At 73.8% G+C, this 12,770-nt stretch carries 10 protein-coding genes and 5 tRNA genes; 9 read left to right on the forward strand and 6 right to left on the reverse strand.

What is annotated here, in order from left to right; genetic code table 11:
- The first annotated feature begins 15 nt into the window (after positions 1–15).
- From ACIGJO_RS22320 to ACIGJO_RS22340, 5 genes are all read left to right on the forward strand, one after another.
- Positions 16–702, forward strand: coding sequence for a GNAT family N-acetyltransferase (locus ACIGJO_RS22320; protein WP_399960640.1), 687 nt, complete (start codon positions 16–18; stop codon positions 700–702).
- A gap of 143 nt (positions 703–845) precedes the next feature.
- Positions 846–2,084 carry a precorrin-6y C5,15-methyltransferase (decarboxylating) subunit CbiE gene (gene cbiE, locus ACIGJO_RS22325; protein WP_399960642.1) on the forward strand — a complete coding sequence of 413 codons (1,239 nt, stop codon included), beginning with the start codon at positions 846–848 and terminating at the stop codon, positions 2,082–2,084.
- A 336-nt stretch (positions 2,085–2,420) separates the two neighbouring features.
- Complete coding sequence (gene cobT / locus ACIGJO_RS22330; protein ID WP_399960644.1) at positions 2,421–5,876, forward strand: nicotinate-nucleotide--dimethylbenzimidazole phosphoribosyltransferase; 3,456 nt, start codon at positions 2,421–2,423, stop codon at positions 5,874–5,876.
- Positions 5,877–6,163: 287 nt separating this feature from the next.
- Positions 6,164–7,417, forward strand: a complete 1,254-nt coding sequence (gene cobA, locus ACIGJO_RS22335) for a uroporphyrinogen-III C-methyltransferase (protein ID WP_399960647.1) — start codon at positions 6,164–6,166, stop codon at positions 7,415–7,417.
- Positions 7,418–7,481: 64 nt separating this feature from the next.
- A complete protein-coding gene (locus tag ACIGJO_RS22340) occupies positions 7,482–8,300 on the forward strand; it encodes a TrmH family RNA methyltransferase (protein ID WP_399960649.1) in 819 nt (272 codons plus the stop codon).
- Between the two features lie 45 nt (positions 8,301–8,345).
- On the opposite strand, the gene ACIGJO_RS22345 is transcribed toward ACIGJO_RS22340, so the two are convergent.
- On the reverse strand, positions 8,346–9,680 hold the full coding sequence (locus tag ACIGJO_RS22345; protein WP_399960651.1) for a serine/threonine-protein kinase: 1,335 nt from the start codon (positions 9,678–9,680) through the stop codon (positions 8,346–8,348).
- Between the two features lie 206 nt (positions 9,681–9,886).
- On the opposite strand from ACIGJO_RS22345, the gene ACIGJO_RS22350 reads away from it, so the two are divergent.
- The 4 genes from ACIGJO_RS22350 to ACIGJO_RS22365 all read left to right on the forward strand — a co-directional run bounded on the left by ACIGJO_RS22350 (position 9,887) and on the right by ACIGJO_RS22365 (position 12,188).
- Positions 9,887–10,144, forward strand: coding sequence for a hypothetical protein (locus tag ACIGJO_RS22350; RefSeq protein ID WP_399960653.1), 258 nt, complete (start codon positions 9,887–9,889; stop codon positions 10,142–10,144).
- A 186-nt stretch (positions 10,145–10,330) separates the two neighbouring features.
- On the forward strand, positions 10,331–10,537 hold the full coding sequence (locus ACIGJO_RS22355; RefSeq protein WP_399960655.1) for a hypothetical protein: 207 nt from the start codon (positions 10,331–10,333) through the stop codon (positions 10,535–10,537).
- Between the two features lie 341 nt (positions 10,538–10,878).
- Entirely contained in the window at positions 10,879–11,835 is a 957-nt protein-coding gene (locus ACIGJO_RS22360) for an aminoglycoside phosphotransferase family protein (RefSeq protein ID WP_399960657.1), read from the forward strand.
- Positions 11,836–11,900: 65 nt separating this feature from the next.
- Positions 11,901–12,188, forward strand: a complete 288-nt coding sequence (locus tag ACIGJO_RS22365) for a zf-TFIIB domain-containing protein (RefSeq protein ID WP_329941765.1) — start codon at positions 11,901–11,903, stop codon at positions 12,186–12,188.
- A 132-nt stretch (positions 12,189–12,320) separates the two neighbouring features.
- Here the strand turns inward: ACIGJO_RS22365 and ACIGJO_RS22370 are convergent.
- The 5 genes from ACIGJO_RS22370 to ACIGJO_RS22390 form a co-directional block, all read right to left on the reverse strand.
- Positions 12,321–12,395: transfer RNA gene (locus tag ACIGJO_RS22370), tRNA-Val, on the reverse strand.
- 23 nt (positions 12,396–12,418) lie between these two features.
- Positions 12,419–12,490 (reverse strand) — tRNA-Val (locus ACIGJO_RS22375).
- Between the two features lie 19 nt (positions 12,491–12,509).
- Positions 12,510–12,581: transfer RNA gene (locus ACIGJO_RS22380), tRNA-Val, on the reverse strand.
- 1 nt (position 12,582) lies between these two features.
- Positions 12,583–12,656, reverse strand: a tRNA-Cys gene (locus ACIGJO_RS22385).
- 37 nt (positions 12,657–12,693) lie between these two features.
- Positions 12,694–12,766 (reverse strand) — tRNA-Gly (locus ACIGJO_RS22390).
- Between the last annotated feature and the right edge of the window lie 4 nt (positions 12,767–12,770).

Genomic DNA, 12,770 nt, shown 5'->3' on the forward strand with positions numbered 1-12,770 from the left:
CCGGGCCGATGCTGCATGCTGTGCCTTTACCCGGTCTTCGGCATGGAGCTGCGCATGACTACCACCTTTCCGTCCATCTCCATCAGCACGGACAGGTTGGTGATGCGCCCCTTCGAGATGGACGACATCCCGGCGTACATCGAGATGATGAACGACGAACTCGTCACCGCCTGGACCGACGGACCGCACCCCTACACCCAGGTCGACGCCGAACGCTGGGTCCGCAGGATCGCCCCGGCCGAGCGCACCACCGGCAACGGAATCGTCCTCGCCGTCACCGAGTTCCTCACCCAGCGCCTGGTCGGCTCCGTCCAGCTGCTGAACACCGACTGGCGCACCCTGGCCACCGAGGTCCGCTACATCACCGCCCCCTGGGCGCGCGGTGAGGGGTACGCCACCGAATCCGTGCTGGCGCTGGCCGAATGGCTCTTCCGCGACCAGCGGTTCGAACGCATGGAGCTGCGCACCCCCGCCGACAACACCGCCTCCCAGCAGGTCGCCCAGAAGCTGGGCTGCATCAGCGAGGGCGTCCTGCGCAACGCCCGGATAGCGCGCACCCGCACCGAGAACGGCACGGACGGCGGCTGGACCGACATCCGCACCGATCTGATCGTCTGGGGCCTGCTGCCCGAGGACCTCGAAGGTGTCGCCGAGGAGCTGGCCGACGCCGGCGGCTACGGCACCTACAACGACTGGAACTGACCCCCGCGACGACCACGAGCGACACCGCGCGGCCCCGCCGCCGGGACCCGGCACCGGCCGGGTACTCTCACCCTGCCCGCCACCCCGCGGACACCCCGCCCTGCTGCACCCCCGCCTGCTACACCCCCAGGAGACAGACGACGATGGCCGACCGGGTCACGGTGATCGGCTGGGACGGCTCGCCACTGACCGGAGCGGCAACGGCAGCGCTGTCGGCCGCCACGCTCGTCGCGGGAGCCGCCCACCACCTCGCACTCCCCGAGATCCCCGGACGCGCCGAACGCATCCGTCTCGGCAGCGTCGACCTCGCCGCCCGCCGGATAGCCGGACACCGCGGCAGCCCCGTGGTCCTCGCCGACGGAGACCCCGGCTTCTTCGGTGTCGTACGCACCCTGCGCGCTCCCGAGCACGGCCTGGAGGTCGAGGTCGTGCCCGCCGTCTCCTCGGTCGCCACCGCGTTCGCCCGCGCCGGAATGCCCTGGGACGACGCACAGGTCGTCGTCGCCCACCCGCGCACCCTGCGCCGCGCCGTCAATGTCTGCCGCGCCCACCACAAGGTCGCCGTCCTGACCTCGCCCGGTGCGGGCCCCGCCGAACTGGCGCTCCTGCTCGAAGGGGTTCACCGCACCTTCGTGATCTGCGAGGAGCTCGGCACCGCCCGCGAACAGGTCTCCGTCCTCACCTCCGACAAGGCCGCCGACCACGCCTGGCGCGACCCGAACGTGGTCATCGTCATCGGCGCCGGCCCCGAGACCACCGCGTCCGGAGCCTGGATCGCCGGCCGCCTGCCCGCCTACCCCCAGGGCGTACGCGGCTGGGCACTGCCCGCCGAGGCGTACCGGGACGGCCCGGCGGACCGCGGCGAGAAGGCGGGCGAGGGCGAGTCACCGGCACTGCGCGCCGCCCAGCTGGCCCGCCTGGGCCCGCGCACCGGCGACCTGCTCTGGGACATCGGGTCCGGCGGCGGGGCGCTGGCGGTGGAGGCGGCCCGCTTCGGCGCGGCGGTGCTGGCCGTGGACAGCGACCGGGCCGCCTGCGACCGTACGGCGGCTGCCGCCCGCGCCTTCGGCGTACCCCTCCAGGTCGTCCAGGGGCGGGCCCCGCATGTGCTCGAACGGCTGCCCGAACCGGACGTCGTACGGATCGGGGGCGGTGGCGTTCCCGTGGTCACCGCGGTCGCCGACCGCCGCCCGGAACGCATCGTCACCCACGCGTCGACCCGGGACGAGGCGGAGGCGCTCGGGGCGGCGCTCTCCGGGAACGGATTCACCGTCGAATGCTCCCTGCTCCAGTCCGTCGACCTGGACACCTCCGGGTGGGCGGAACGCGAACGGTCCGTCGTCTTCCTGCTCTCCGCACGGCGTTCGGACCTCGCCCCCTGACCTCTGCCGCACGCCGACCGGGGTAGGCTGGCCGATCGTTGTACCGTGCCCGGCCGTTCGTCGCTTCGTTCGTCAATGTCCGGAAAAGGGAACCGTTTTGTTCCCCGTTGTGGTACGGCAGATCCCGGGGGACGCGCGAAGTGGCGCAGTCCACAGAGAGCCGTGGCAGAACTGCCTGTCGCGGCGGCGTACGGCCGCGAGAATATGAAGAGGTCCGCGGGCGTTTCGTGCCGCGCGGCGAGCCCGCTCGTTCTTGTTGACGAGCACCGGCGTGCCGTGGTTCGGGCGTCCCGGGCGAAGGGCCGAAGGAGCACTGACGATGGGCGAGGGGTACGCATGACTGACACCGGCCAGATCCCGGGCGAGGGACTGCCGGAGAACGCAGGCATGGTGGAGCAGCCGGGCATCCCCGCCCCGGACGCGTACACCTTCCTCGATCCCTCCGAGCACACACCCGAGGACGACGATCTTCTGCTGATGCCGACTTCCCAGGGCGCGTGGAGCGACCCGCAGGCCGCTCCCGCCCCCGTTCCGGGCCCGGCCGCGGAGGCCCCCGCGGCGTACCCGCAGGCACAGGGGCACGCCCCGGCGGCGACGGCCGAACAGGCCGGACCGCAGGCGCAGGCGCAGACCCAGGCGGGCGTTTCCGCGCAGGGCCGGGCCGCGTACGCCGCCCAGCAGCCCGGCGCCGCCCACGGCACCCATGAGTCCGGTGGCCGGGACACCGGTTCCGTCGACCTCAACGGCGTACGGATCCCGGGCCCCACGCCCGCCCCCGCGCAGGTCCCGGCGGCCGCGCACACCGCCGCCCCCGCCCGCCGCCCGCTGCACCGGGGCCCCGCGTCCGCCGAGGCCCCCTCGTACGGCGGTACGCCGACCGGCGGTGTGGTCCGCTCCCTCGCCGACCGCGGCCCCGCCGGAGCGCCGCAGCCTCCCGTGTCCGCACGCCATGCCGGGCCGGCCGCGACGGGCCCGCAGTACCTCGACGCCCCGGCCGGGGAGGCCCCGCTGCTGCCCGGTCCGCAGCTGGGCGAGATCCCGCCGCAGAGCGGTGCTCCGTGGTCGTCCCAGCCCCCCGTCCAGCCCGACGCCGTGGTCCAGCCGGAGCAGGCCGTCCAGCCCGAGGCCGTGGTCCAGCCCGAGCCGGTGGCGCAGCCCGAGGCCGTTGCCGTGGAGGCAGCCGCGGTCGTGGAGACAGCCGTTGCCGTGGAGACAGCCGCAGCCGCAGTCGCGGAAACGGCCGCTCCTGAGCCGACGGAAGCGCAGGCTCCGGAGACCGTGAACGAGGTACCGGCACCGGCGGAGTCGGCCGTCGAGGTCCCGGCCGCGGTGGCGGCGGAACCCGCGGAGCAGCCCGTACCCGTCGAAGGGCCGGAGGCCACGCTTTCGCAGCCCGCCCCGGCGCCGGTCGTGGAGGCCGCCCCGGCGGATGCCGCGCCGCAGGAGACCACAGTGCCGGAGGCCGCACTGCCGGAGGCCGTCGTCGAGGCGGAGCCCGTGCCCGTGCCCGAAGCCGTCGTGGAAGCGCCCGTGGAAGCCGTTGCCGGGGAGCCCGCGGCGGCCGCCCCCGCCGCCGTCCCCGTGCCGGCCCCTGTCGCTGCCCCCGCGGAGGCGGAGCCCGTCGCGGAGCCGATCCTGGCGGAGACGGCGCCGCCCGGGGCCGTCGAGGCCCCCGCACCGGTGGAAGCGGCACCCGCCGAAGCTGCGCCCGAAGCGGTGGCCGTGCCCGCCGATGCCGCGCCCCCCGTCGTGGTGGAGGCGCCGGCGGAGGCCGCGGCCCCGGAGCCCGCCCCGCAGCCGGAAGCCGTTGCCGTCGCGCAGCCGGCCGCCGTTCCCGATGACGCCACGGGGCCCGAGATCATCGAGACCCCCGAGCTCGCCGAGCCGGAACAGGCAGAGGTTCCGGCCGGGACCGAGCCCGTGCCCGCCGGGGAACAGCCCTCCCATGCCGGGTCCGCAGAAGCGCAGTCCGCCGGCACCGAGCCCGCGGGAACGGAGCCCACCGGCACCGAGCCCGCCGGCACCGAGCCCGCCCCGGCGGAGCCCGCCGAGGAGTTCACTCCGCCCGCCCCCGGCTACGACGACGCCGAACGCGAAGCGGTCCTGCGCGTGATGCGCGAGCGCCGCGACATCCGCAACGGCTTCCGCAGCGACCCGATCCCGCACGAGGTCCTGCTCCGGGTCCTCGAAGCCGCGCACACGGCCCCGAGCGTGGGTCACTCGCAGCCCTGGGACTTCGTGGTCATCCGCTCCGCGGAGACCCGCCGCTCCATGCACGAACTGGCCCAGCGTCAGCGCGACGCCTACGCCAGCTCGCTCCCCAAGGGCCGGGCCAAGCAGTTCAAGGAACTGAAGATCGAGGCCATCCTCGACACCCCGGTGAACATCGTCGTCACCGCCGACCCCACCCGTGGCGGCCGGCACACCCTCGGCCGGCACACCCAGCCGCAGATGGCCCCGTACTCCTCGGCCCTCGCGGTGGAGAACCTGTGGCTCGCCGCGCGCGCCGAGGGCCTGGGCGTCGGCTGGGTCAGTTTCTTCGACGAGCGCGAGATGGTCCGCGCGCTCGGACTGCCCGAGCACCTCGAAGTCGTCGCGTACCTCTGTGTCGGATACGTCGACGAGTTCCCCGAGGAGCCCGAGCTGATGCAGGCGGGCTGGTCCAAGCGCCGCCCGCTCTCCTGGGTCGTTCACGAGGAGACGTACGGGCGCCGCGCCCTGCCGGGCGAGGAGCCGCACGACCTGCTCCAGGAGACCATCTCCAGCATCCGCCCGCTGGATGCCAAGGCGCTCGGCGAGGCCTGGGAACGCCAGAAGCGGATGACGAAGCCCGCCGGTGCGCTCGGCATGCTGGAGATCATCTCCGCCCAGCTGTCCGGGCTCTCCCGGATGTGCCCGCCGCCCATTCCCGAGCCCGCGGCCGTGGCGATCTTCGCCGGGGACCACGGGGTGCACGCCCAGGGAGTCACCGCCTGGCCGCAGGAGGTCACGGCCCAGATGGTGGCCAACTTCCTCGGCGGCGGAGCCGTCTGCAACGCCTTCGCGGCCCAGGTCGGCGCCGAGGTCTGTGTGGTCGACGTCGGTGTCGCCTCCGAACTGCCCGCGACGCCGGGACTCCTGCCGCGCAAGGTGCGCCCCGGAACGGCGGACTTCACCACCGGTCCCGCCCTCAGCCGTGAAGAGGTCCTCGCGGCCATCGAGGTCGGTATCGAGACCGCCCGTGATCTGGTCGCAGCGGGCAACAAGGCGCTGCTGACCGGCGAGATGGGCATCGCCAACACCACCGCCTCCGCCGCGCTGATCTGCGTGTACACCGGCATCGACGCGGCCGAGGTGACCGGCCGGGGGACCGGTATCAACGACGAGATGCACGCCCGCAAGGTCGATGTCGTCCGCCGGGCGCTCGACCTGCACCAGCCGGACCCGTCCGACCCGATCGGCGTGCTCGCCGCGGTCGGCGGCCTGGAGCACGCCGCGATGGCGGGCTTCCTGCTCGGCGGCGCTTCGCTGCGTACGCCGGTGATCCTGGACGGCGTGAGCGCGGGCGCGGCGGCCCTGGTCGCGCGGGCCATCGCCCCCGAGGCCCTCGCCGCCTGCATCGCAGGTCACCGCAGCGCGGAGCCCGGTCATGTCGCCGCGCTCAACAAGCTGGGCCTGCGCCCGCTGGTCGATCTCGACCTGCGCCTCGGTGAGGGCACGGGAGCCCTGCTCGCGCTCCCGATCGTGCAGAGCGCGGCCCGCGCGATGCACGAGGTGGCCACGTTCGATTCTGCGGGCGTCACCGAGAAGTAACCGCGCCCCACCCGTGCGCCGGGCGGACCATCGGCCCGTCCGGCGCACGACGGCACCCCTCGGGTGCCCCGATCCGGTCCCTCGGTGGCGGCCGGGGTCCGCCGCGGGTCTTCCACCGGGCGGCCGCCCTTCCCGCCGGCCGACCGCCCCCTCACCCACGCGCCCCCCCCGCGTATCGTGGTGGCCACCCCGCGCGCGCCCCGCGCCGATCCCCCCCCGCACGTCACAGCCGCTCCACCGCCGCAGCGGCCCCCTACGCAGCACCCGCACGAGGAGTCCGCACCGCCATGGCCGAGCACGCCGATCACCCCGCGTACCCCGTCGGACTGCGCCTGAACGGGCGCCGCGTCGTCGTCGTCGGCGGCGGCCAGGTGGCGCAGCGCCGTCTGCCCGCGCTCATCGCGAGCGGTGCCGACATCACCCTCGTCTCCCCGTCCGCGACCCCGTCCGTCGAGGCGATGGCCGACACCGGCGAGATCCGCTGGGAGCGCCGCCGGTACGAGGACGGCGATCTCGCCGACACCTGGTACGCCCTCGTCGCCTGCTCCGACCGGGCCGCCGCCGACGCCGCCTCGGCCGAGGCGGAGCGCACCCGCACCTGGTGCGTCCGCAGCGACGACGCCGAAGCCGCCACCGCCTGGACCCCGGCCACCGGCCGCAGCGAGAACGTGACGGTCGCGGTCCTCACCACCACCTCGCAGGGCCGCGACCCCCGCTACTCCGCGGCCGTACGCGACGCCATCGTGGAGGGCCTGCGCGACGGCACCCTCGCCGCCCCGCACCACCGCACCCGCGCGCCGGGTGTCGCGCTGGTCGGCGGCGGTCCCGGTGACCCCGACCTGATCACCGTCCGGGGCCGCCGGCTGCTCGCCGAGGCCGATGTGGTCATCGCCGACCGGCTGGGCCCCCGTGACCTGCTCGACGAACTCCCGCCGCATGTCGAGGTCATCGACGCGGCGAAGATCCCGTACGGCCGCTTCATGGCGCAGGAGGCGATCAACCGGGCGCTGATCGAGCACGCCAGGGCGGGCAAGGCCGTCGTCCGGCTCAAGGGCGGCGACCCGTTCGTCTTCGGCCGGGGCATGGAGGAGGCCCAGGCACTGGCGGCCGAGGGGATACCGTGCACCGTTGTCCCCGGGATCTCCAGCTCCATCTCCGTACCGAGCGCGGCGGGCATTCCGGTCACCCACCGCGGCGTCGCCCACGAGTTCACTGTCGTCAGCGGCCATGTCGCCCCGGAGGACCCGCGCTCCCTGGTCGACTGGGCGGCGCTCGCACAGCTGCGGGGCACGCTCGTCCTGCTGATGGCCGTCGACAAGATCGGCGCCATCGCCGCCGCGCTGATCGCCCACGGCAAGGACCCGCGGACCCCGGTCGCCCTGGTCCAGGAGGGCACCACGGCCGCCCAGCGCCGCGTCGACGCGACTCTCGCCACCGTCGGCGAACGCGCCGTCGCCGAAGAGGTGTGCCCGCCCGCCGTGATCGTCATCGGCGAAGTCGTCGCGGTCGGCCCGGGCCCCCTCGTACCCGCCGCGGAGTAACCGGCGGTAACAGACTTTCCTCCAAGGCGTTGGCACCACACACCGGACAAGGCAGTATCACCCTGTGGCAGATCTCATCACCGTCGACGACCCCGACGACCCGCGCCTGCGCGACTACACCGGCCTGACCGATGTCGAGCTCCGGCGCCGCCGTGAGCCGGCCGAGGGCCTCTTCATCGCCGAGGGCGAGAAGGTGATCAGACGGGCCAGACACGCCGGATACGAGATGCGGTCGATGCTGCTCTCCGCCAAGTGGGTCGATGTGATGCGCGACGTCATCGACGAGGTCCCGGCACCCGTGTACGCCGTCACTCCGGAACTCGCCGAACGCGTCACCGGCTATCACGTGCACCGGGGTGCCCTGGCCTCCATGCAGCGCAAGCCGCTGCCCACGGCCGACGAACTGCTCGGCACGGCCCGCCGGGTGGTCGTCATGGAGTCGGTCAACGACCACACCAACATCGGTGCGATCTTCCGCAGCGCCGCCGCCCTCGGCATGGACGCCGTGCTGCTCTCGCCGGACTGCGCCGACCCCCTCTACCGCCGTTCGGTGAAGGTCTCCATGGGCGCGGTCTTCTCCGTCCCGTACGCGAGGCTCGACGCCTGGCCCAGGACGCTGGAGAGCGTACGGGGCGCGGGCTTCACGCTGCTCGCGCTCACCCCCGACGAGAAGGCCTCCAGCATCGACGAGGCGGCACCGCACCGGATGGAGCGGGTGGCGCTGATGCTCGGAGCCGAGGGCGACGGGCTGTCCACACAGGCACTGATGGCCGCCGACGAATGGGTCCGCATCCCCATGGCGCACGGCGTCGACTCACTGAACGTGGGAGCGGCGGCGGCGGTCGCCTTCTACGCCGTGGCGACAGGACGCCCTCAGAGCTGACCCCGGACCTGTCCGGGGTCAGCTCTCCCCGGACCTGCCCACCCTTCAGGCCCGCGCGGCCCGTTCCGGAACCGGTCCGCCGGGGGCGGCTGCCGTCGGCTGCGTGTGCTGCGCGCCGGCGGCCCGGTCGTGCGGCAGCGAGGGTACGTCCAGCCCGCGCGCCGGCCCCTGGCAGCCCTGTGCCGCCGCGATGCCCAGCGCCACGAGCAGTGTCACGACGACGAAGACCACGAGCCGCTGCCGGAGCAGCCGCGGATTCGCCGGCCGGCGGCCCGGTGAAGTGGTCCGGTTCCCGCCCCGCGTGCCCGGCCTGCCGTTCGCCGCGCCGGGGCGCTTCCCGGACCGCGTGGTGTTGCGGGGAGCCTGCCGGGGGCGCGGGTCTCCGGTGCGGGAGGCGGCCGGACGCGGCCCGGTACGCCTGCTCTGCTGGGGCCGCGAGGAGGACGGGCCGTCCGAACGGCGGGTCTGCTGCTCGGTGTACGGACCGTCCAGGCGGCCGGTCGGGCGGTCCAGCTCCTGAGCGGAACGCTGGGCCGGCGGCCGGCTCTCGTGCAGGCCCTGCGCCTCCCGGGCGGCGATCTCCTTGAGCCGCATGGAGAGTTGCAGCGTGCTCGGCCGCTCCTCCGGGTCCTTCGCCAGACAGGCGCGCACCAGCGGAGCGAGCGCGTCGTGCACATCGTGCAGCTGCGGCTCCTCGTGCACCACGCGGTACAGCATCACCTCGGAACTGCCGTGCCCGAAAGGTGAGTCGGCCATCGCCGCGTACGCCAGGGTGGCACCCAGCGAGAAGACGTCCGTCGCGGGCGTCACGGCCGCGCCCCGGACCTGCTCGGGCGCCAGGAACCCGGGCGACCCCACCGCCGTACCGACATGGGTCAGCGTGCTCGCCCCGGTCGCCCAGGCGATACCGAAGTCGATGATCCGGGGACCCTTGGGGGAGAGGAGGATGTTCGACGGCTTCAGGTCCCGGTGGACGACACCGGCCTCGTGCACCGCCACCAGCCCCTCGGAGAGCGCCGCTCCGATCGAGGCCACCTCGGCGGCCGGCAGGGGACCCTCCTCGGCGACCTTGTCGTGCAGTGAGGGGCCGGGGACGTACTGCGTCGCGAACCAGGGGCGGTCCGCCTCCAGATCGGCGGCGACCAGCCGTGCCGTACAGCCGCCCCGGATCCGCCGGGCCGCCGACACCTCGCGTGCGAAACGCGACCGGAACTCCTGATCCTCCGCCAGGTCGGGGCGGATCACCTTGAGGGCGACCCGCTGACCGCGGCGGTCGGAGCCCAGATAGACGACACCCATGCCGCCCGCCCCGAGTCGCCGGTGCAGCCTGAACGAGCCGACGAGACGCGGGTCCTCGCGCCGGAGCCGCATCATCGCCATCGTCTGCCCATCCCCGCTGCCTGGTCCGCCTGACGAGGCACAGCTTACGTACCCGGCGCCCGGCTCGCTCAGAGGCCGCGCCCTCGCCGGAGATTCGATTGTCAGTGCCGGGTGGGAGGCTTGAAGAGTGGTCAGGGAGCCGTGGATCCGGGCTCCCCGCCCCGTGCGAGATCTCAAAGGACCGTCGCAGAAGGGGGATTGGATCAGTGAAGGGCGATCGCGTGGAGATAGTCGTGGACGCGGGAGACACGACCAGGACCTACGAGGTGGTGGCCTCCAGGGCAGGCCGCAGGGTGGAGACCGCCGTCCGCCGGGGGGTGGTGGAAGTGAGTGAAGTCACCCGGAACGGCACGGTGGTCCGCACCGCCCGCTTCATGGCGACCAGGGTGCTCGCCCTGGTCGAACAACCGGTACCCAGGGAGGACAGCTCCGAGCGACCCCTCCGGGATGACCCCAAGCCCTGACGCCCGGTCTCCACCCAGGGGAGTACGCCGACTACCCACAGCTCATCCTCCGGGAGGCCCGGCAATCGGTACGCGGGCATGACGACCTCCGCCCGCCGCTTCCCTAGTGTGGAGATCAAGCGGCGGGCGAGCACTCGTCCCCCGAGGTCAACGCCCGTCGCCCCACATCAGGTCAGGAGAGGAACCATGTCGGACACGGCAACGCGGACCATGATCCGCACGCAGGGACGCAAGGCATCCGCCGCGTTCGGCGCCCGTCGGTCCGGCACGCGCCACCCCTTGGTGGCGACGGCCATGGTTCTTCCTCTGGCGGCCCTGCTCGTAGTCGTCTTCGGCGGCTGGGAGGCAGTGGTCACACAGGCGTCGTCCGTGGGCGTGATGCTGGGGCGCTGAGCGGCGCCCCGGGTCCGGAAGAGCGGTCCGGACCGGGACATCCGGCCAACAACCCCGTGGGGACGGGGGTGCGGCGGACGGCAGCGTTTGTCCGGTCAGCTGGGGAGCTGACCGGACATCGCGCTGTCCGGACCCGCGAAGCCCACCCGCCCCACCTGCGGTCCCTGCCCCGAAGCCCGCGAATCCCTGCCCCGAGGCTCCCCGCTCCGAGGCCCGCGAATCCCTGCCCCGAGGCTCCCCGCTCCGAAGCCCCTGGCTCCGGCGCCCCGGCCCCGGGCCCGGCGCGTACGCTCGACGCGGGACCGGCGGCAGGGCCGGACCGATCACCGCCGGGGGAGCCGTTGAGTACCACCACAGTCGTACGCGTGCTGGGCACCCTCGCCCACGACAGCTCCCACCCGCCCGCCCCCCGGTGCGTCTGCGCCCCGCCGCAGGTGCTGGCGGACCGCCCCGACGGCACCGTGGTGCGCAGCGGCCCGGTCGTCGCCAAGGCGCACGCCGCGGACACGGACCGCGAGGCCCTCGCCGCCCGCGTCGCCCTGGCGGCCGACCCCGAGCTGGCGGGCATCCTGCTCCCGCCCCTGCCCGCGCCGCCGGGCGACCCCCGCCCCGGCCGCCCCGTCACCCTCTGGCCGCACGGCGAACCCGTCGACCCGGCGGACCCCGACGCCGCGCCCTGGGAGGAGGCCGCCGCCCTGCTCGCCCGCCTCCACCGCACCCGGCCCCCGCTGCCGCTCCCGCCGATGCGCGGCCCCGCCAAGGCCGCCGCGGCCGTCGCCCGGATGCGCGCGGCCCGTCCCGGCGAACCGGCCACCGACGCCGTCCTCGCCGCCTGGCGCGGGCTGCCCGCCTGGGCCCGCGGCGAAGAGGCCGCCCCGGCGCACCGCACGGGTTTCCTCTGCCACGGGGATCTGCACCTCGGCCAACTCGTCCGCCACCCGGCGCCGCACGGTTCCTGGCTGCTCATCGATGTCGACGACGCGGGTCTCGGCGATCCGTCGTGGGACCTCGCCCGGCCCGCCGCCTGGTACGCCGCCGGGCTGCTGGACCCCGATGTCTGGCCGCGCTTCCTGGCCGCCTACCGGGCCGGGGGCGGCCCGGCCGTGCCCGCCGAGGGGGATCCCTGGCCCGCTCTGGACGTCCCGGCGCGCGCCCTGACCGTGCAGACCGCGGCCCTCGCCCTCGCCAAGTCCGCTGCGGAGGACCGGTCTCCGGACGAGGTGGAGCAGATGATGATCGACACCTGTGCCCGAATTGCTTCCCTCCCGCCCGAGTTGGCGGCCGGCCGCTCGTCGTAGGGTGAACCGACCGCCGCCGGGCACGTATCCCGGCGACGGCACACCGAAGGCGAGGAGCCGAGCCGATGATGCAGTGCCCCAAGTGTCACGCGCAGATGCACACGTACAACCGCAATGGTGTCCAGATCGAGCAGTGCAGCGGCTGCCGGGGGATATTCCTCGACTACGGCGAGCTGGAGTCCCTGACCCGTCTGGAGTCCCAGTGGACGCAGCAGGCACCGCCCGCGCCCCCCGCCCCGCAGGCCTACCCGGCCGCTGCCGCTCCGGCACCCGCGTGGGGCGCCCCGCACCACGGCGGACACCACGGCCACCACCGTCAGAAGAGCTTCGGCCGGATGCTCTTCTCCTCCTGACCCCCTGCCGTACCGCGGGTCCGGACGCATCAGGCCCGGACCCGGGGTACGCGCTGCCGTGCGGGTCGGTGCGGGGAACGCGGTCCCGGTACGACAGAACCCCCGGTCGTCGGAACGACCGGGGGTTCTGGGTGGTGCGCGATACTGGGATTGAACCAGTGACCTCTTCCGTGTCAGGGAAGCGCTCTCCCGCTGAGCTAATCGCGCAGGGTGACCCTGCGTGTACTGCGTGCGCGATACTGGGATTGAACCAGTGACCTCTTCCGTGTCAGGGAAGCGCTCTCCCGCTGAGCTAATCGCGCGGGGGTCCTCGCGGACCGGTGGACGATACTGGGATTGAACCAGTGACCTCTTCCGTGTCAGGGAAGCGCTCTCCCGCTGAGCTAATCGTCCTTGGAGGTGGAGACGGGATTTGAACCCGTGTAGACGGCTTTGCAGGCCGTTGCCTCGCCTCTCGGCCACTCCACCAGGAGTGGGGGCTCGGGAAAACCCCCCACTTTCTGCGAGCGGACGACCAGGTTCGAACTGGCGACCTCAACCTTGGCAAGGTTGCGCTCTACCAACTGAGCTACGTCCGCGTGT

The sequence above is a fragment of the Streptomyces sp. NPDC079020 genome, assembly GCF_044542225.1.
GTDB lineage: Bacteria > Actinomycetota > Actinomycetes > Streptomycetales > Streptomycetaceae > Streptomyces.